General features: G+C 47.8%; 17 protein-coding genes. 10 read left to right on the plus strand and 7 right to left on the minus strand.

Annotation, left to right across the window (positions count from 1 at the left end; translation table 11 throughout):
- The first annotated feature begins 325 nt into the window (after positions 1 to 325).
- From PCH02S_RS16770 to nadE, 5 genes are all read left to right on the plus strand, one after another.
- Complete coding sequence (locus PCH02S_RS16770) at positions 326 to 1,216, plus strand: polysaccharide deacetylase family protein (protein WP_164819592.1); 891 nt, start codon at positions 326 to 328, stop codon at positions 1,214 to 1,216.
- Between the two features lie 61 nt (positions 1,217 to 1,277).
- On the plus strand, positions 1,278 to 2,165 hold the full coding sequence (locus tag PCH02S_RS16775; protein ID WP_127455015.1) for a prolipoprotein diacylglyceryl transferase family protein: 888 nt from the start codon (positions 1,278 to 1,280) through the stop codon (positions 2,163 to 2,165).
- Positions 2,162 to 2,554: a DUF3905 domain-containing protein gene (locus PCH02S_RS16780; protein WP_127455017.1), complete on the plus strand. Its 393-nt coding sequence runs from the start codon at positions 2,162 to 2,164 to the stop codon at positions 2,552 to 2,554. The genes PCH02S_RS16775 and PCH02S_RS16780 overlap by 4 nt, the downstream gene beginning before the upstream one ends.
- 133 nt (positions 2,555 to 2,687) lie before the next feature.
- Positions 2,688 to 3,125: a BrxA/BrxB family bacilliredoxin gene (locus PCH02S_RS16785; RefSeq protein ID WP_127455019.1), complete on the plus strand. Its 438-nt coding sequence runs from the start codon at positions 2,688 to 2,690 to the stop codon at positions 3,123 to 3,125.
- A 155-nt stretch (positions 3,126 to 3,280) separates the two neighbouring features.
- Complete coding sequence (gene nadE, locus PCH02S_RS16790) at positions 3,281 to 4,090, plus strand: ammonia-dependent NAD(+) synthetase (RefSeq protein ID WP_127455021.1); 810 nt, start codon at positions 3,281 to 3,283, stop codon at positions 4,088 to 4,090.
- A 78-nt stretch (positions 4,091 to 4,168) separates the two neighbouring features.
- On the opposite strand, the gene PCH02S_RS16795 is transcribed toward nadE, so the two are convergent.
- Positions 4,169 to 5,146, minus strand: coding sequence for an aldo/keto reductase (locus tag PCH02S_RS16795; RefSeq protein ID WP_127455023.1), 978 nt, complete (start codon positions 5,144 to 5,146; stop codon positions 4,169 to 4,171).
- 238 nt (positions 5,147 to 5,384) lie between these two features.
- Between PCH02S_RS16795 and acpS the strand changes: the two genes are divergently transcribed.
- The gene (gene acpS / locus PCH02S_RS16800; RefSeq protein WP_127455025.1) at positions 5,385 to 5,771 is read left to right on the plus strand and encodes a holo-ACP synthase; all 387 of its coding nucleotides are present in this window, start codon (positions 5,385 to 5,387) and stop codon (positions 5,769 to 5,771) included.
- Between the two features lie 5 nt (positions 5,772 to 5,776).
- On the opposite strand, the gene PCH02S_RS16805 is transcribed toward acpS, so the two are convergent.
- Both PCH02S_RS16805 and PCH02S_RS16810 read right to left on the minus strand, forming a co-directional pair.
- Complete coding sequence (locus PCH02S_RS16805) at positions 5,777 to 6,178, minus strand: c-type cytochrome (RefSeq protein ID WP_246069125.1); 402 nt, start codon at positions 6,176 to 6,178, stop codon at positions 5,777 to 5,779.
- Between the two features lie 46 nt (positions 6,179 to 6,224).
- On the minus strand, positions 6,225 to 6,788 hold the full coding sequence (locus PCH02S_RS16810; RefSeq protein WP_127455027.1) for a hypothetical protein: 564 nt from the start codon (positions 6,786 to 6,788) through the stop codon (positions 6,225 to 6,227).
- 99 nt (positions 6,789 to 6,887) lie between these two features.
- On the opposite strand from PCH02S_RS16810, the gene mutY reads away from it, so the two are divergent.
- On the plus strand, positions 6,888 to 8,009 hold the full coding sequence (mutY, locus tag PCH02S_RS16815; RefSeq protein WP_127455029.1) for an A/G-specific adenine glycosylase: 1,122 nt from the start codon (positions 6,888 to 6,890) through the stop codon (positions 8,007 to 8,009).
- Between the two features lie 21 nt (positions 8,010 to 8,030).
- Here mutY and PCH02S_RS16820 read toward each other — a convergent pair whose 3' ends face one another.
- From PCH02S_RS16820 to PCH02S_RS16830, 3 genes are all read right to left on the minus strand, one after another.
- On the minus strand, positions 8,031 to 8,714 hold the full coding sequence (locus PCH02S_RS16820; RefSeq protein ID WP_127455031.1) for a Crp/Fnr family transcriptional regulator: 684 nt from the start codon (positions 8,712 to 8,714) through the stop codon (positions 8,031 to 8,033).
- A gap of 204 nt (positions 8,715 to 8,918) precedes the next feature.
- Positions 8,919 to 9,530, minus strand: coding sequence for a superoxide dismutase (locus tag PCH02S_RS16825; RefSeq protein ID WP_127455033.1), 612 nt, complete (start codon positions 9,528 to 9,530; stop codon positions 8,919 to 8,921).
- Between the two features lie 87 nt (positions 9,531 to 9,617).
- Positions 9,618 to 9,839 carry a hypothetical protein gene (locus PCH02S_RS16830; RefSeq protein ID WP_246069126.1) on the minus strand — a complete coding sequence of 74 codons (222 nt, stop codon included), beginning with the start codon at positions 9,837 to 9,839 and terminating at the stop codon, positions 9,618 to 9,620.
- Between the two features lie 154 nt (positions 9,840 to 9,993).
- Between PCH02S_RS16830 and PCH02S_RS16835 the strand changes: the two genes are divergently transcribed.
- The 3 genes from PCH02S_RS16835 to PCH02S_RS16845 are packed head-to-tail and all read left to right on the plus strand — an operon-like array spanning position 9,994 to position 13,777.
- Positions 9,994 to 11,550, plus strand: a complete 1,557-nt coding sequence (locus tag PCH02S_RS16835) for a spore germination protein (protein WP_127455255.1) — start codon at positions 9,994 to 9,996, stop codon at positions 11,548 to 11,550.
- Positions 11,550 to 12,659 (plus strand): GerAB/ArcD/ProY family transporter, encoded by a 1,110-nt coding sequence (locus PCH02S_RS16840; RefSeq protein ID WP_127455037.1) that lies wholly within the window; start codon positions 11,550 to 11,552, stop codon positions 12,657 to 12,659. Before PCH02S_RS16835 ends, PCH02S_RS16840 begins: the two co-directional genes overlap by 1 nt.
- On the plus strand, positions 12,659 to 13,777 hold the full coding sequence (locus PCH02S_RS16845) for a Ger(x)C family spore germination protein (protein ID WP_127455039.1): 1,119 nt from the start codon (positions 12,659 to 12,661) through the stop codon (positions 13,775 to 13,777). Before PCH02S_RS16840 ends, PCH02S_RS16845 begins: the two co-directional genes overlap by 1 nt.
- Before the next feature lie 42 nt (positions 13,778 to 13,819).
- Here PCH02S_RS16845 and PCH02S_RS16850 read toward each other — a convergent pair whose 3' ends face one another.
- Positions 13,820 to 15,694, minus strand: coding sequence for a PAS domain S-box protein (locus PCH02S_RS16850; protein WP_127455041.1), 1,875 nt, complete (start codon positions 15,692 to 15,694; stop codon positions 13,820 to 13,822).
- Between the last annotated feature and the right edge of the window lie 165 nt (positions 15,695 to 15,859).

A 15,859-nucleotide genomic window follows, 5' to 3' on the forward strand; every position in this document is an offset into this window, starting at 1 on the left:
CGCACGCAAGCCATACGTACCGGCTGGTACGGTAGGCAGCTACACACCTGTTGATGTGGCGAAGCAAGCAAAGGTTGATGAGCAGATGAACCTGCTGAGAGAGAAATTAAACGGCAGCGCTGCTGAGTAAGCGGTTTGTAAGGAAAGGACCATCCTTAGGTTGAAATTGACCTGTGGATGGTCTTTTTTTATTTTGCTACTAGAGTGAAAGGAGGAAACGAGGCTGTTCCTGTCGGATTTCCCGGGAAATATTGGATTTAATGTCGAATGCGCGGATAGCCATACTAAAATGGCACAGGAAACGCACGAAGAGGGGGGAGCATCTATGGGTGATCAGAAACGACGAGCAGGCGTTTATTTAATAGGGTTAATGATTAGTGTCAGTGTAGCAGGGTGTGGGACCGAACAAATACATACGGAGCAAGCGGCGCAAGTGCCTAAACAGTTATCGGGAAAAATAGCGAGTGAGGTAACAGAGGTGAGCCCATCTACCCCGCCGAATGATGACAAAGAAATAACGGTTGTGGAGACGAGGCATTTTTATACAGGACCTCCACATCACGGTCCACCTCCAGTAGGGAATAAAATCGCCTATTTGACCTTTGATGACGGTCCGTCAAATAGTACAAGGAAGATTTTACATATTTTAAAAGCCAATGGGGTAACCGCAACTTTTTTCGTCATAGGTACAGAAACGAGCGAGGGCAAAACGCTCTATAAAGAAATCGCAGCGGAAGGACACGCAATTGGGAATCATACGTATTCGCACGATTATAACCGTATTTATAAATCACCAGAAGCTTTCATCAAAGATGCGCGCAAGCTCGATCGACTTCTGGAGGAAACGGTCGGATTTCGACCTGAGATTCTAAGGTTTCCAGGCGGTTCGAACAATCAAGTGAGCCGCAAATCCGGCGGCAGGGGAATAATGAATCAGGTGACGGCCAAGGCAAAAGAACAAGGTTACCAGTATTTCGATTGGAACGTTAGCTCGACGGATGCTGCAGCCCCCGTGCAGGATAGAGACATGATCATCGACTCTGTGCTGAGCGCAAGCAAAGGGAAAAAGCGTATTATCGTACTGATGCACGATAACACGTATAAGACCACGACTGTAGAGGCGCTGCCAGTCGTGATCCGCAAGCTGAAAGCCGCAGGCTTCCGTTTTGACAAGTTGCAGAAATCCTCCTTTACCTTTCAGTTCCTGGAGCCCTGATAGTTGCACATCGCGTTTCCTCTCGTTACGATGGATGTAATGGAGAGAGGGAGGCGGTAGGATGCCGGATGTATTGCAGTTAGGGCCATTGCAGCTGCAAGGAAAGCTGATAGTGGTGCTTTTGGCTTGCGCTATAGGCTTATGGTTGATTCGGAGAGCGGCGCGGCAAGTGCGCAGTGGGGAAGAAACCGCGATGACTAAGTCGATTGATGATATCGTTTTTGCTGGCGCAGTCATCGTACTAATCACATGGAAGCTTGGCGTTATCGTCACACAACCCTCGCTACTCTGGACAAGTCCATTGAAACTTCTTATGGTAGTAGGCTCTGGCACAGAAATAATGCTTGGACTGCTATTGGCTGCTGTTTATATGTACGCTCAAATAAGAAAACAGCGGATACCGCTGTACGTTTTTCTAGATATATTGGCTACTGGCTTGACTGCAGCCGTATTTGTATATTGTGCACTGGTCCCGGGATACGGATTGCCGACTACATGGCCATGGGGCATTAGTGTGGAGGGTACGATATCGCGTTTTCATCCTTTTCATGCCTATGTATCGTTGCTGCTCCTCCCTCTGCTTATTTGGCAGATTGGGTATGAGGGGCGTCGGAATCGCTTCGGGAGCGGGATTGTACTGAAGTACTCACTGATGTACGGTGGCGCCAGCGGTATGTTAGCCAGCTTTTTTGCTGCTGCGCAGCCGGAACTGCTTTATTTAAGCTTGGCGCAGCTTATCTTTCTTTTCATGCTCGTGCTTGGAATGCTTCTACCTGCTTTGGCACATAATACTGGCAGAAGGGAGCTGAGTGCAATGAGTCAAAACGATTCCAAGACCCAAATCCAACAAGAGCAGCAAAACAAAGAACGCGAGAAGTCGCAATCCGGTGCAGGTAAAGAGGGCTTCGTGGACAAAAAACTGGACGGACCCAACCGGCCGTCAACATGAGCAAAGATCCGAAGAAGACAGCCCAATCCGCTCAGGACCCAAGCAATCTCGATCCTTTCGAGATCGATTTTCTCCCGCAATTTGAGCAGGGGCGCGGTCCGCGTGACGCGTTCGTGAACGAACATGGTGTCGTCATCGGCGATCATGAATACGAATCAGACAACTCCCCGCTGGAGCAGTGGACGGCTGAGACCGATCCCGAAGTCATGGCAGGCGATGAATGGGTTCACCCGTATAAGGACATTGGCTTTCAAAGCGCCGAGAATCGCGACTATTTCGAAAAAGGCATCGTGCCGCAAAGCGGGATTTTCACGCATCCGGATAAAGATGTTTCCTTTGAGCCGGGAGAGGCTTCTAGTACGAGGAAAAAGGATGAGGCGGAAGCTTAATAGCTTTCGCTTTATTTCTATTTGTGTCAGAAGCCGGCTATAGGTACTTTGCATTCACCGCTAACGGATGTATAATATAAGTTGTAACGATTACGTTTTGAGAGTAACTATTAAATCCTAAGGGGTGGAACATATGGCAATGTCTTTTGATTCTTACATGAAAGATATGGTTAAACCGATGAGAGAAGATTTGACTCGTCTGGGAATTACGGAGCTTCTGACTCCGGAGCAAGTGAACGAAGCGATGGAGAAATCCAAAGATGGCACAATGCTGCTGGTTATCAATTCCGTTTGCGGATGCGCAGCAGGACAATGTCGTCCAGGCGTAGCCAAAGCGCTTCAAAACGATACACTGCCAACGTACACATACACGGTGTTCGCAGGTCAAGAGAAGGATGCAACAGCGAAGGCTCGTGAATATTTGGCACCATACCCGCCATCATCCCCATCCATCGCATTGTTCAAAGATGGTGAGCTTGCTCACTTCATCCAACGTCACCAAATTGAAGACCGTTCCGCTGACATGATCGCAGGCGATTTGATCGGTGCTTTCAATCAATATTGCAAATAAGGAATAATGACTCGCTATTGCAGCTGATGCATGGCGGGTCTTTTCCTTTTTATGGGCAGAAAAATGCGATTATTCTTTGAAATTTTGAGAGTGAAAGTCTATACTAGATTTCAAAGAAGGTTGGTTTTTACACTGTAGAAAAGGTGGAGAGAGGCATGAGTTTGCAAGCAGAAATTATCGCAAAGCTTGGCGTTAAGCCGGAAATTGATATTGACGAAGAAATCCGCAAACGTGTGGACTTTCTGAAAAATTATGTGCTTGGCGCGAAAGCGAACGGCCTGCTGATCGCAATCAGCGGCGGAATCGATAGCGCTGTAGCGACGGGGTTGTGCAAGCAGGCGACGGACGAGCTGACTGCGGAGAAAGGCACCGAGTACAAGACGGTCGGCGTGTTTCAACCCTACGGTCAACAAGTAGATATCGAAGATAGCTACGCGGTGGCCAAAGCATTCGATTTGAAATATCAAATCGAGAACAATATTGAAGAAGCCGTCGACGAAATCGCCATTGAAGTCGAATACGGGCTCAAGCATATCGGGGTTCACCAGCATGTGAGCCGTGGCGGCAAAGGCAACATCAAAGCGCGCACGCGCATGGTGATGCAGTATGCTCTTGCTTTCGAACTGGGCCTAATCGTTGTGGGCACAGATCACGCCTCCGAAGCGATTACCGGATTCTTTACGAAATATGGCGACGGTGCCGTCGACATTACACCGCTTAGCACGCTGAATAAGCGGCAAGTGCGAGCTCTTGCAGCGAAGCTGGGCGTTCCGCAAAGCGTGCTGGACAAAGCCCCGACCGCAGGTCTCTGGGACGGACAGACGGATGAGAACGAGCTTGGCATTACATACGGCGATAACAGCGACTACTTGGAAGGCAAGCAAATTGATCCGGCTGTGCAAGAGAAGCTGGAGAAGCAATATCTCAAAACGGAGCATAAACGTATTCCGATTCCGGGTATTTAAGCCCGTTAATGAAACCCCCGGCCTTGTCTAGGTCGGGGGTTGTTTGTTTATGAGAGAGTGAGTGCCGAACCTACGAACCTATGGAACGCGCACACCGCGTGAGCTTTCAAGCAGCGTATACCACTCTTCGCGTGTCATATTTTCAGATACGCGGATCGCATCTTGGCAAGCATGGATACGCTCGACAGATGAAGTGCCGATGACCGGCTGAATGCGAGCCGGGTGCTTCATTAACCAGCCAAGGACGACGGCTTCCAAGCTTGTTTCTTGTTCGGCAGCCAGTTTCTTAACGAGGGCTGCTGTTTTGACGATGTTATCTGGCGCGTCCTCCAAAACTTTGCCAGAGAAGATGCCTTTGGCCAGCGGACCCCAAGCCTGGATTTGGATGTCCGCCATCTGGCAGTGTTCCAGGATGCCATCAGCGAAATTGACGCCTACGCCGGCTTTTTGATTGACAAGGATGCCTTGTTCAATCCAGTCCAGGCGAGCCAGGCTCAATTCCAGCTGGTTCACCACAAGCGGCTCCGGCAACGAATTTTGAATGAAGCGCATTTGCGCAGCGGTCATATTGGAGACGCCGAAGTGGCGCACTTTGCCGGCAGAACGCAATATATTAAAGGCTTCTGCGATCTCTTCCGGTTCCATAAGCGGATCTGGGCGGTGAAGCAGCAGAACATCCAGATGCTCCACGCCAAGTCGGCTGAGGATGCCATCGACTGCGGGAATCATGTGATTTTTGCTAAAATCAAAACGTTGTGGATTCACATCATCCTGGAAACGGATGCCCACTTTGGATTGAAGGATAATTTGATCGCGAAGATCAGGCCTTTTCTTCAGGACTTCGCCGAAAACAATTTCCGACTTTCCTCTTTTATAAATATCGGCATGATCGAACATGGTGATGCCAATGGAAAGTGCAGCTTCTACAGCTTTCTCGGCAACGACATAATCTTCCTTGGTCAAGGGCGCTGCTGTCCAGTCCCCGCCAATGCCCATACATCCAAAAGCAATTCGGCTGTTCGATATTCCACGTTTTTCAAGTGGCATGATTCTCATTTATGTAGGCCTCCCAGCTTTTCATCTATGTCCAGTATACGCCTAGTTCCTGCGTGGCATAAGAACTGAAAATAGGGTAACTTACTTACCTGGAAGTAACTAGAAGTCTTTTGAAAGTTTCCCGGAAGCTCGCTAATAGCCACTGATAGCCCCTGCAAGCAAACAGTCCTCTTGACCGTGAAGAGTGAATCGTGTACAGTGGACGCAAAACGCAGCAGAAAAGTGGTGCTCACGAGCGATGATTATTGGTGTCGGAACGGATTTGGTGGAAATTGCGCGAGTGCGCAAGATGCTGGAGGGTTCAGCGGGTGAAAGGTTTCTGGAGCGGATTATGACGCCTCCGGAGAGAGAGCTTGCGCAAAAACGCCGAGGGCGGTTAGCGGAGTTTGCTTCCGGCCGTTTTGCGGCAAAGGAAGCGATTGTCAAAGCGATCGGCTGTGGGATCGGCAAGCAAATTGGCTTTCAGGATGTGGAGGTGCTGCCCGACGGACTGGGCAAGCCGATATGCCACGTGCGCGAGGAAGCGCTGCAGAGGGCAGGCTTAATAGGCAGCCTGCGCATCCATATCAGCATTACGCATACGGAATCGATGGCTGCCGCCTATGCGATTGTAGAGCAGCTCTAAGGCTGCTATTTTTTGGAGCTGAGCCAATCGCTCAGCTGTCCGATTTCATCCTCGGACAACTTCGTGCTGTAAGCGGGCATGCCGCCGCCGCCGTTTTTGATCTGGTTCGCGATCTGATCTTTGGTCATTTGGCTGCCGACCTTTTGCAAATTGGTCTTGGCGCCGGCTCTGCCAGCCAGATCAACGCCGTGGCAGCTGATGCACTTGTTCGCTGTGAAGAGCTCCTGCGCCTTCACGAACGCAGGGTTGCTCTCGCTTGCTGCGGTGGCGGCCGGAGGCTTCGGTGTGGCTTCGCCACCGGAAGCCCCGCCGCATGCAGCTAACGCGAGCACCATCGGCGCAAGGACGAGTGCGCCGATTCTCCATCGCCATGCTGTGCGCAGCATGGTTTCTTTGTTTTGCCTCATAGTGAGTGTCCTCCTATTTGCCGCTGAATGTATGTCTTGCACTTTCCTAACTCTGCCGCCCCCAAACGCGCAGCATATATCCGCATACGACGAGGCTGATACCGCCCATGCCCTCGAGGATGACGGCGGAGTAGCCCAGATACCATACACCCATTACAGCGGACAAGGCAAACAGCCACAGTCCCAAATAAATCAAAGGTCTGCCCAGCAGCAGCCCGAATTGCACAAATCCGATGGCGAGAATGAAAGCTCGCAGCACAGGGGCGAATAAAGGCCCGATAGCACCAATAGCCTCAAGCAAAGCGATAGCGGCAATCAGCATCACGCCTGGCAGCAGCAGCAGTGCCGGATGCCCCCAGCCGCTTTGGTCCTGTATGCCCTCACCGCCAGCGCGGAAATCCTTCCGCAGACTCCACAACTGCACCAAGCTCGCTACGACAGCGGTAAGGAGGGCGGCTTGTTTTAACCAATCCAGGTCGCGCCAATAGATCGCAATATCCATAAGCGCACTGAACATCCACTCCGCGCCCCAGATGAAGAGCAGAGGGAGGAGAGCACGCGCTTCGCCGATCCATAATTTCCTTTTATGTACTTGCTTCTCGTTTTGCATACATTCACCTCTAGTTTTATGTTCCGCAATTCTCGTATAATGGACTCATGTCCATTCATTCATTATAACTGGAACGCGCCCTATAGAGAAGGAGAGCTCATGTACAGTCAAGAACAAATGCTTTATTTTTCCAAAAACTTACTGGATTGGTACCATACGCACAAACGTGATTTACCATGGCGAAGAAGTAAAAACCCTTATTATATATGGATTTCCGAAGTCATGCTGCAGCAAACCCGAGTGGATACGGTTATTCCTTATTTCCATCGGTTTATTGATCAATTCCCAACGGTAGAAGCCCTGGCGACTGCACCTGAGGAGAATGTGCTCAAGGCCTGGGAGGGATTAGGCTATTATTCGCGCGCAAGGAATCTTCAAACTGCGGTACGTGAAGTGCACGAGCGTTATGGCGGCATCGTTCCGCAGACGAAAGAAGAGATTTCGTCGCTAAAAGGTGTCGGTCCCTATACGTCCGGAGCTGTACTAAGCATTGCCTACAATAAGCCGGAGCCGGCTGTAGACGGCAATGTCATGCGCGTGTTGTCGCGTTATTTTCTCATTGAAGAAGATATCATGAAGCCGGCGACTCGGACCCGTATGGAGAAGCTGGCGCGCGAGCTCATCCTGGAAGGCACGGCGAGTGACTTTAATCAAGCGCTGATGGAGCTTGGGGCTATGGTATGTACGCCTCGGTCGCCGCACTGCTTGACATGTCCCGTCATGGCCCATTGCTCGGCGCGTGAAGCCGGCATGGAAGAAGGCTTGCCCATCAAAAAGAAAGCCAAACCGCCTCGTCCTGAGCTGCGAGCAGTGGCTTTGATCGAAGGTACGGGTGAGAATGAAGGCAAATGGCTGATCAGACAGCGTCCGCAGGAAGGTTTGCTAGCCCGTATGTGGGAGCTGCCTCATGTGACGTGGGAGCCGGAGGGATGGCTCTCTGACGAAGAGAACAAGGGCTTGCTGCGCAAAGCGCTTGCCGACCAAGAGCAAATCATGATCCAACCTGGCGAGTGGTTCATGGATACGGAGCATATTTTCAGCCATATTGTCTGGAAAATGAAAGTATTTCGCGCCAAGCTCACCAGCTTGAGCCACCCAACCAACGGGGGAGAATGGATCCCGTTCCATTACCGCTGGGTAGGCCCGGAGGAGCTGCAGCAATATGCTTTCCCGAATGTGTTTATTCGGATTATGAAAGAGTGGCAGGAGAGCAACGAGTAGGTGCTCCCTGATCCACGGATATTAGCGAATTTCGGCTTTAATCGCTTCCACATTTTTTAATGTGATTAACTTTTTATCAATTTGTATGAGGTCGTCATCCTGGAGCTCTTGCAGCACCTTGGTAACGGACTCCCGTACAGTGCCCACCATATTGGCGAGCTGCTGATGCGTCAATTTTACATTAATCAGAAGGCCGTCCTGTGCAGGGATACCATGTTGTTCGGATAGGCGAATAATGGTTTTAATAATGCGTGAGCGCACGCCAAGAAACGTCAGATCATAGATCTGGTCATTGGCCTGACGCAATCGGCCCATCGTTGTTTCCAAGAGCTTTAGGCATAGCCTAGGGCTCTTTTCCATGTATTGCACGAACGAAGTGCGCTTCAGCGCATAAAGTGTGCAGGCTTCCAACGTTTCAGCGGTTGCCGATCGGGTAAGACCTGCGCTTATCAGAGACATCTCACCAAAAAAATCCCCGTCCCGAAACAAAGCCAGAATGATCTCCTTGGCTTCATCCAACCGATATATTTTAACGACACCCGATTTGATTAGGAATAACTCCTCGCCTGCATCGCCTTCCAAGAATAGAATGCTGCCCTTCTTCACTTTTTTTTCAATAAACAAAGGCGAGATGCCTAATAAATCAGCTTGTGAGAGTTCTTGGAAAAGAGGAACATTTTGGAGTAGGGGGACGATTGTTTTCACAGGGCTCTCAACTCTTTTCAGGATAATATTGGTTACCGTTATCGTACTACTTTCCCGAAAAACCGTAAACAATTTCCACCATTAATAGTCCCAAAGGAGGATGTCCGGGGATATCCCTAGGTCGCCACTCAGGGGTGAAATGAAAAAAAGAGCTGCCCTCAAGTAGAAAAATCTACTCGATGGACAGCTCCTTGTATGGCTGGCTTATTTCGCAGCGTCGTAACGCTTGCCAACTTCAGCCCAGTTCACAACGTTCCAGAACGCTGCGATGTAATCAGGGCGTTTGTTTTGGTAGTTCAGGTAGTAAGCGTGCTCCCAAACATCAAGACCAAGGATTGGCGTTTCGCCTTCCATGATCGGGCTGTCTTGGTTAGGCAAGCTGTATACTTTCAATTTGCCAGCTTTGTCAACAGCCAGGAAAGCCCAGCCGGAACCAAAGCGTGTTGTTGCTGCTGCAGCGAAGTCAGCTTTGAATTTGTCAAAACCGCCAAGCTCGCTCTCGATAGCTGCTGCAAGTGCGCCAGTAGGTGCTCCGCCAGCGTTTGGTCCGATAACTTCCCAGAACAGGGAGTGGTTCGCGTGTCCGCCACCATTGTTGCGAACAGCAGTGCGAATATCTTCAGGAAGGCTGTTCAGGTCAGCGATCAGGTCATTAAGGGATTTATCGTGCAGAGCAGGATGCTTGTCCAAAGCTGCATTCAAGTTCGTCACGTAAGTGTTATGGTGACGATCGTGGTGAATTTCCATCGTTTTTGCATCGATGTGTGGCTCAAGTGCATCGTTCGCATAAGGAAGAGCTGGTAGTTGATGTGCCATTGTATAAATACCTCCTAAAATTATGTAGATTCAACTTCTTCATTATGAAGGAATTTCGATAATAAAGCAACATCTATGTTTACTAAGTCAGACGCCGCGACGTTCGATTTCCTGAATGATTTGATTGTGGATATGGGTGCCCTGCTCATTAAGCCAAGGGGATAAGTCGCTCATTTGCCTGTGGCTGCTCTGGAGTTCAATCTCCGTCCATTCACTGGGCTTGATTGTGCTTAGTACTTGGAAGTCGCGGATTTTCCGCGGATATTCTGAATTGGATTCCTCGTAGGTAGACATGGTTTCACCTCGCATTCCTCCTATAACATCCGAAATATTACCACCTTTTATACATGCCTAATCGCAAAAAGCTGATTTTCACTGGCCCCGACAAAAAGCCATGAATAATCCGTGGAAATTCAAGGGAAAATGAGACGACAAGATTGGATGAGGTAAGAGGGTGTACATGATGAGTTTTGTTCGCCGATTATTTCGCTGGACGAACCGGATATTCATTCAAGGGCCCGAACCGGGGCAGAACAATCATTTTACACCAGGGAGCAACTCGCTGCATACCACTCTTACAGAGAATGTAAAGTTTCTGCAGGCGCTTTTTAACAAAACACCGGATTTGGTCGTCCGCACCTTCACTTATAAACAAATGGATAGCCAAGCGGCACTTGTGTATCTGTCCGGACTTGTCGATAAAAATGCAATCAACAACAACGTTTTGCGCCAGCTTATGTTTCACCATGCGGATACAACAGAAGGCGAACTGCCTGTAACGCTTGGACTTATGAGCACGATAGCAACATGGGAGCAAATAGAGACCTCTATCTTGCACGGGTATAGCGTCCTCTTCGTTGATGGGCTGCCACATGCCTATGCCATGGATACGCAGGGCTGGCCGCAAAGAGCGATTACAGATTCACAGATCGAGGCCTCGTTAAAAGGAGCTCATCAAGGATTTGTCGAAACGGACGCTCAAAATATTGCGTTAATTCGCCGGTATATTAGCAGCACGGAGCTGAAAATCAAAGAGTATTATATAGGCCGAAGAGCGAGAAGCAAGGTTTCCCTTTTATATTTGGAAGATGTTGCGTTGCCCGAACTTTTGCAGGAACTGGAGAACAGGATTACGGGATTAAATGTAGACTGCATATTAAATACAGGAGAACTTGCCGAACATATCGAGGATAATTCCTTCTCCTTGTTTCCGCAATTTATTACGACGGAACGGCCTGATACAGCGGCCTCCCAAATTTTGCAGGGAAGAATTTGCGTTGTGCTCGATCGTTCGTCCAGCGTGTTGGTTGCACCAATGAACCTGGTGTCCTTTTTTCAAGGCATTGATGACTACAGCATACGTTGGCCAGTGGCGACCTTCCTTCGGCTGCTGCGCATATTGGCCTGTTTTGTGGCCGCTTTCCTGCCGGGGATCTATATTGCCTGCATTTCTTTCAATCATGAAGTAATTCCTCTAGATCTTATTTTATCTATCGGTGAGTTTAGAGCTGTTGTTCCATATCCGCCGCTTATTGAAGCCTTAATCATGGAGATTATGCTCGAAATGCTTCGTGAAGCCGGCATTCGCTTGCCAGCTCCTGTAGGCCAGACGGTAGGCATTGTGGGCGGGATCGTCATCGGGCAAGCGGCTGTTCAAGCGGGTATTGTCAGCAACCTTATGGTCGTGATCGTGGCCTCTACGGCGGTGGCCTCTTTCATCCTGCCCAACTATGACATGGCCTCGTCCATTCGGTTAATCCGGTTTCCTATGATGATTATTGCATCCATTTTCGGCATTGTCGGGATCGTAGCCGGGTACATGGTTTTGATTGCGCACCTCATTAATTTAAAGTCACTTGGCCAGTCTTACACCTCACCGCTTGCCCCCATACGCCCAGGGGATTGGAAAGATGGTTTTGTACGTGTGCCACTGTGGAAGATGATTATGCGCCCCCAAAGTGTTAGAACTCTTCAGAAAAAGAAGATGGCCTCAAAACGGGCAGAAGGTGATGACAGCTAATGCCACAAACAGGGAATACCTATGAAAATAACAAAATAACGCGCTTACAGTTTATCTTTTTGATTCATGGGATGCAGGTGGGTGTAGGCGTGATAACAATGCCTTCCACTTTGGCAGGAATTAGCGGGACGGATGGGTGGATCGCGATTATTGGGGGCTGGGTATGTTCGGTTGTGGCGAGTCTGGCTATGATCCAGATCATGAAAAAATATCCTGGCGGGACCGTGATCGATCTGGTGAGGCATTACTTTGGCAAGTGGTCCGGTACCCTTTTGACCCTCGTTTTTGCTGTCTACATGATTCTGTTCGCCTATTTAATTTTTGACCGAATGGCTCTGCTCATTAAAACTTGGATTATGCAGCAATCTTATACTTATGTGCTTATGTTGTTATTTGTTGTGCCTGCCTTTATGGTCGTAAAGGGAGGCGTTCGAAGTTTAGGACGCTTCGCAGAAGTTGTGATACTAAGCACTGTATGGATGCCGTTCATCCTGCTATATGTATTCAAGGAGGCAAATTGGATAAACCTGCTTCCGGTTCTAAAAGAGGGTTGGATGCCAGTCTGGCATAGTGTAAGCTCAACGATTCTCTCTTTTTTGGGTTTTGAAGGCGTCCTGTTTTTTTACCCTTATTTGGAAAATAAGAAAACAGCTTCGGCCAACGTGGTAATCGCTAATACCCTAACTCTTGCGGTTTACTTATTTGTGACGATTATTTGTTTTGTTGTCTTCAGCCCGGATGAAATCACCCAGTATCAACTAGCACCACTTTCCGCTGCCAAAATCATTGAATATCGTTTTCTGGAGAGATTCGATATTATTTTTTTATCTGTGTATACGCTCCTCATTTGTAAAACGTGGTTTCCTGCTCTTCATATTGCCGTGCAATGCACCGAGCAATTGATTGCAAAAGGCAAAACGAATGCACATATGATCGTTCTGTTGGCAGGGATGATCGCAATCACCTTCATTTGGGATCTGAGTTGGCATGATAGTAAAGTTTGGATCGCGTATTTTAATCAGCTTGGAGTGGGTGTAGCGTACTTGCTTCCCTTTGTTCTATGGGGACTCCTTAACATGAAGAATTGGATAGTGAGGTGGCGGAATTAATGCGGCGGGTTCGAAGAGCAATCCTGCTCCTTATTGTTGTGCTGTTGATACTTCCAGGATGTGATGATCGGACGGACTTGGAAGACATCTCTCTTCTTCTTATGCTGGGTATTGATTTGGACAAGGACAATAATCTTGTATTCTATTCTTCAAGTCCTGTATTTAACAAGGAAGCAAAGGAAAAAAATGAGCAAAGCAAGGTGTATTCCCAGACCGTGAGAGGAGCAAGAAACGAATTGGATGCTCGTGTTTCGGCGCTGATAAGCTCCGGTAAAGTCCAAAGTATTCTTGTTGGATCGCGTGTTCTAGAGCACGAGGGATGGATCAAAATGCTGGACATTTGTTTCAGAGATTCCAAATCGAATATTTTGGCGAAGGTTATTGCTGTTGATGGTCCTGTCGAGGACATCATGTTTTTCAAGCCCTTGAATAAACGAAGGCTTCCTCTGCATGTAGCTACACTTATTGATACAGCAAAAGAGAGAAATCTGATTTCGGCGACAACACTTCATAATCTGCACAGCCAGATATATGAAAAGGGAATAACGCCATACTTGCCGCAATTACGCAAAAATGTAGAAATTGTCGCTACGGGGACTGCATTGCTGAATAAGAAAGGAAAATATGTAGCGAAGTTGACTACGAGAGAAAATCAACTTCTGTTATTGCTTCAAGGAAGCATAGAAGGAAGTCTTTCGTATTCTGTGCAATTGCCGGAAGAAAGCAAGGACGACCTTTTTTCCGAAGGAGCGGTCACTTTTTATATCATGCATTTCACAAGGAAAGTGAAGGTGACTTATTCACAAGATCAGTTTCATTTTGAGGTCTTGTTGAATCTGCCTATTTTTATGACGGAAAAATTATTCACTTTGGATATAGACAAGGAAGGCAAGAAGCTGGAAGAGATGATTACGACTCAGTTGGAAAAGCAATTCAAGGAACTCATTGACGAGTTTCAAAAGCAAGAGATCGACCCGATCGGTTTAGGCTTGTTCGCACGTGCTTATCAGTATGAAGCATGGAAGAAGGTGGACGATCGATGGGGCGAGGCGTTTGCCAAAGCGGAAGTAAATGTGCATGTAAATACGCAGCTGAAGGACGCAGGGGAAGTGAGGTAGAGCGGAAATAGAGCCATCCTGTTTTGGCAGAATGGCTCCATTTTAATTATAGGTCGGAAGGCAAACCTCAACGGTGGTTCCTTCCTTATCTTTGCTGAACACGTTTACCGTTCCGTTGTGGCTTTCAATAATTTTTTTGCTGACCATGAATCCAAGGCCCGTTCCTTTTTCCTTTGTTGTATAGAAGGGCTGTCCCAGCTTAGTTATAATGTGCTCGGGGATTCCGCAGCCTTGATCGATAAAGCGGAGAATCAATCTGTTTCCGTTCTGCGTTTTCACTTGAATGAGGAGGGTCCCGCCAAGTGACATCGCCTCTATCCCGTTTTTAATGAAATTGATGCAAACCTGTTTCAACTGATTCTGATCGCACAAAATCGGAGGAAGATCGGGTTCACATTCCGTGATGATTTCCACATTATTAAGAAGCGCTTGTGATTCCAGCAATGTAGTTACTTGAGATAAAATGTTACGAATATCTTTACGATCCGAGTGGATCATCTGAGGTTTAGCCAAAATCAGCAGCTCGCTGAGAATCATTTCAATGCGCTCGATTTCTGATGACATAATCTCATAATACAATTTTTTCTCGGTAACCCCCGATTTCATAAGCTGAATGAACCCTTTAATCGCTGTGATCGGATTACGGATCTCATGGGCGATCCCGGCAGCTAATTGACCGGCGATAGAAAGTTTTTCTGAATTAATGAGCAGTTGTTCGGCTTGTTTCTTTTCCGTAATATCGTGACACGTGCCAGCGATACCAATAATATGACCCGTCGTGTCATGAATAGGAGATAGCGTCGTACTCACATCAACAAGCGATCCGTCTTTGCGCAATCTAACCGTTTCGAAGCCGATGACCGATTGACCGGATAGGACTTGCTTGTGAAGTTCCCTTGTTTGATCGGCGAGATTTGGTGGTGTAATGGGCAGAGATTGATGGATAATTTCCTCGGACTTCCACTGAAAAAGCTTGCCGAATGCGGCATTGATTTCAACGACCTTATCGTCACGGTCAATGACCCAAATCGCGTCCCCATTGTTTTTGATGAAGGATTCAAGTCTTTCCCTGGTCGCGCAGAGCTCATCTTCGGCTTGTTTCCGTTTTGTAATATCCCGGCCGACGGCGACGATTTTATCGACCTCGCCTTTTTCGTTACGAATCATTTTGACCGTCGTTTCGAACCAAACGTAATGTCCCTCTTTATGGCGAACACGGCATATAAACATATCGACATCCGTATGGCTAAGAAGACAGCGCTCACCCAAAGCAAGCAAATCATCCGGATGCCAGAGATCCATTATTTTGGTTCCTACGATTTCATCCATTTCATAGCCCAGCAAGCTTTGAACAGCCGGAGAAATATGACGGGTTACGCCCTCCGGTGAGGAAATTGAGATAATGTCCAAAACATGATCGGAAATCATACGATACAGCTCATAAATTTGTTCCAAATGTTTCGTCATGCTGTTCTGATAGTGGACGTCTTTTTCATAGAGAAGACGTTCTTTCTTGCGCAGTTCGTTTTCCATCTGTTTTTGAACGCTGATATCGATAATTTGTGAGACGAAAAAGGGGGTGTGACTCTCCTCATCCTGAGCAAGAGATACAGCCAACAGGGACCATACAATATGTCCGTCCTTATGAATGTACCTTTTTTCCATTTGATAGGAATCGCGTTTGCCAGTAAGCAGTTCAGTCATTAATTGCAGATCAAGGATCAAGTCCTCCGGATGAGTGATCTCCTGAAAAGTAAGGGTGGACAACTCCAATTCCGAATACCCTAATATGGAACAAATAGCCGGATTAGCTTTGAGACAGCGTCCATTCAATGAAACGAGAACCATGCCGATCGGAGCGTATTGAAAAGCTTGTATAAATAAAGATTCATTTATTAATCTTTGGTCTATGGACATGGCCAAAACTACCTCCGCTAAGGGCTTAACTCAAGATTCCAACTGAAGTGTTCTACCAGGAAGGGAGTTATTCCTGCCTATACGGCATATAAATTAGGCGGAAAGCCGCAGCGCTAGGCGATAATCTCTCTTAATCTGACAGTTCTTTACATTGCTTCTATCAAA

Source organism: Paenibacillus chondroitinus NBRC 15376 (assembly GCF_004000765.1).
Classification (GTDB): domain Bacteria; phylum Bacillota; class Bacilli; order Paenibacillales; family NBRC-103111; genus Paenibacillus_E; species Paenibacillus_E chondroitinus.

Excerpts from the sequence above, each read along its gene's own strand:
- PCH02S_RS16785 (WP_127455019.1), top strand. The coding sequence starts at position 2,688 with ATGGCAATGTCTTTTGATTCTTACATGAAAGATATGGTTAAACCGATG.
- PCH02S_RS16850 (WP_127455041.1), bottom strand. The coding sequence starts at position 15,694 with ATGTCCATAGACCAAAGATTAATAAATGAATCTTTATTTATACAAGCT.
- PCH02S_RS16835 (WP_127455255.1), top strand. The coding sequence starts at position 9,994 with ATGAGTTTTGTTCGCCGATTATTTCGCTGGACGAACCGGATATTCATT.
- nadE (WP_127455021.1), top strand. The coding sequence starts at position 3,281 with ATGAGTTTGCAAGCAGAAATTATCGCAAAGCTTGGCGTTAAGCCGGAA.
- PCH02S_RS16805 (WP_246069125.1), bottom strand. The coding sequence starts at position 6,178 with ATGAGGCAAAACAAAGAAACCATGCTGCGCACAGCATGGCGATGGAGA.
- PCH02S_RS16810 (WP_127455027.1), bottom strand. The coding sequence starts at position 6,788 with ATGCAAAACGAGAAGCAAGTACATAAAAGGAAATTATGGATCGGCGAA.
- mutY (WP_127455029.1), top strand. The coding sequence starts at position 6,888 with ATGTACAGTCAAGAACAAATGCTTTATTTTTCCAAAAACTTACTGGAT.
- PCH02S_RS16845 (WP_127455039.1), top strand. The coding sequence starts at position 12,659 with ATGCGGCGGGTTCGAAGAGCAATCCTGCTCCTTATTGTTGTGCTGTTG.
- PCH02S_RS16770 (WP_164819592.1), top strand. The coding sequence starts at position 326 with ATGGGTGATCAGAAACGACGAGCAGGCGTTTATTTAATAGGGTTAATG.
- PCH02S_RS16840 (WP_127455037.1), top strand. The coding sequence starts at position 11,550 with ATGCCACAAACAGGGAATACCTATGAAAATAACAAAATAACGCGCTTA.
- PCH02S_RS16775 (WP_127455015.1), top strand. The coding sequence starts at position 1,278 with ATGCCGGATGTATTGCAGTTAGGGCCATTGCAGCTGCAAGGAAAGCTG.
- acpS (WP_127455025.1), top strand. The coding sequence starts at position 5,385 with ATGATTATTGGTGTCGGAACGGATTTGGTGGAAATTGCGCGAGTGCGC.
- PCH02S_RS16830 (WP_246069126.1), bottom strand. The coding sequence starts at position 9,839 with ATGCGAGGTGAAACCATGTCTACCTACGAGGAATCCAATTCAGAATAT.
- PCH02S_RS16825 (WP_127455033.1), bottom strand. The coding sequence starts at position 9,530 with ATGGCACATCAACTACCAGCTCTTCCTTATGCGAACGATGCACTTGAG.
- PCH02S_RS16780 (WP_127455017.1), top strand. The coding sequence starts at position 2,162 with ATGAGCAAAGATCCGAAGAAGACAGCCCAATCCGCTCAGGACCCAAGC.
- PCH02S_RS16795 (WP_127455023.1), bottom strand. The coding sequence starts at position 5,146 with ATGAGAATCATGCCACTTGAAAAACGTGGAATATCGAACAGCCGAATT.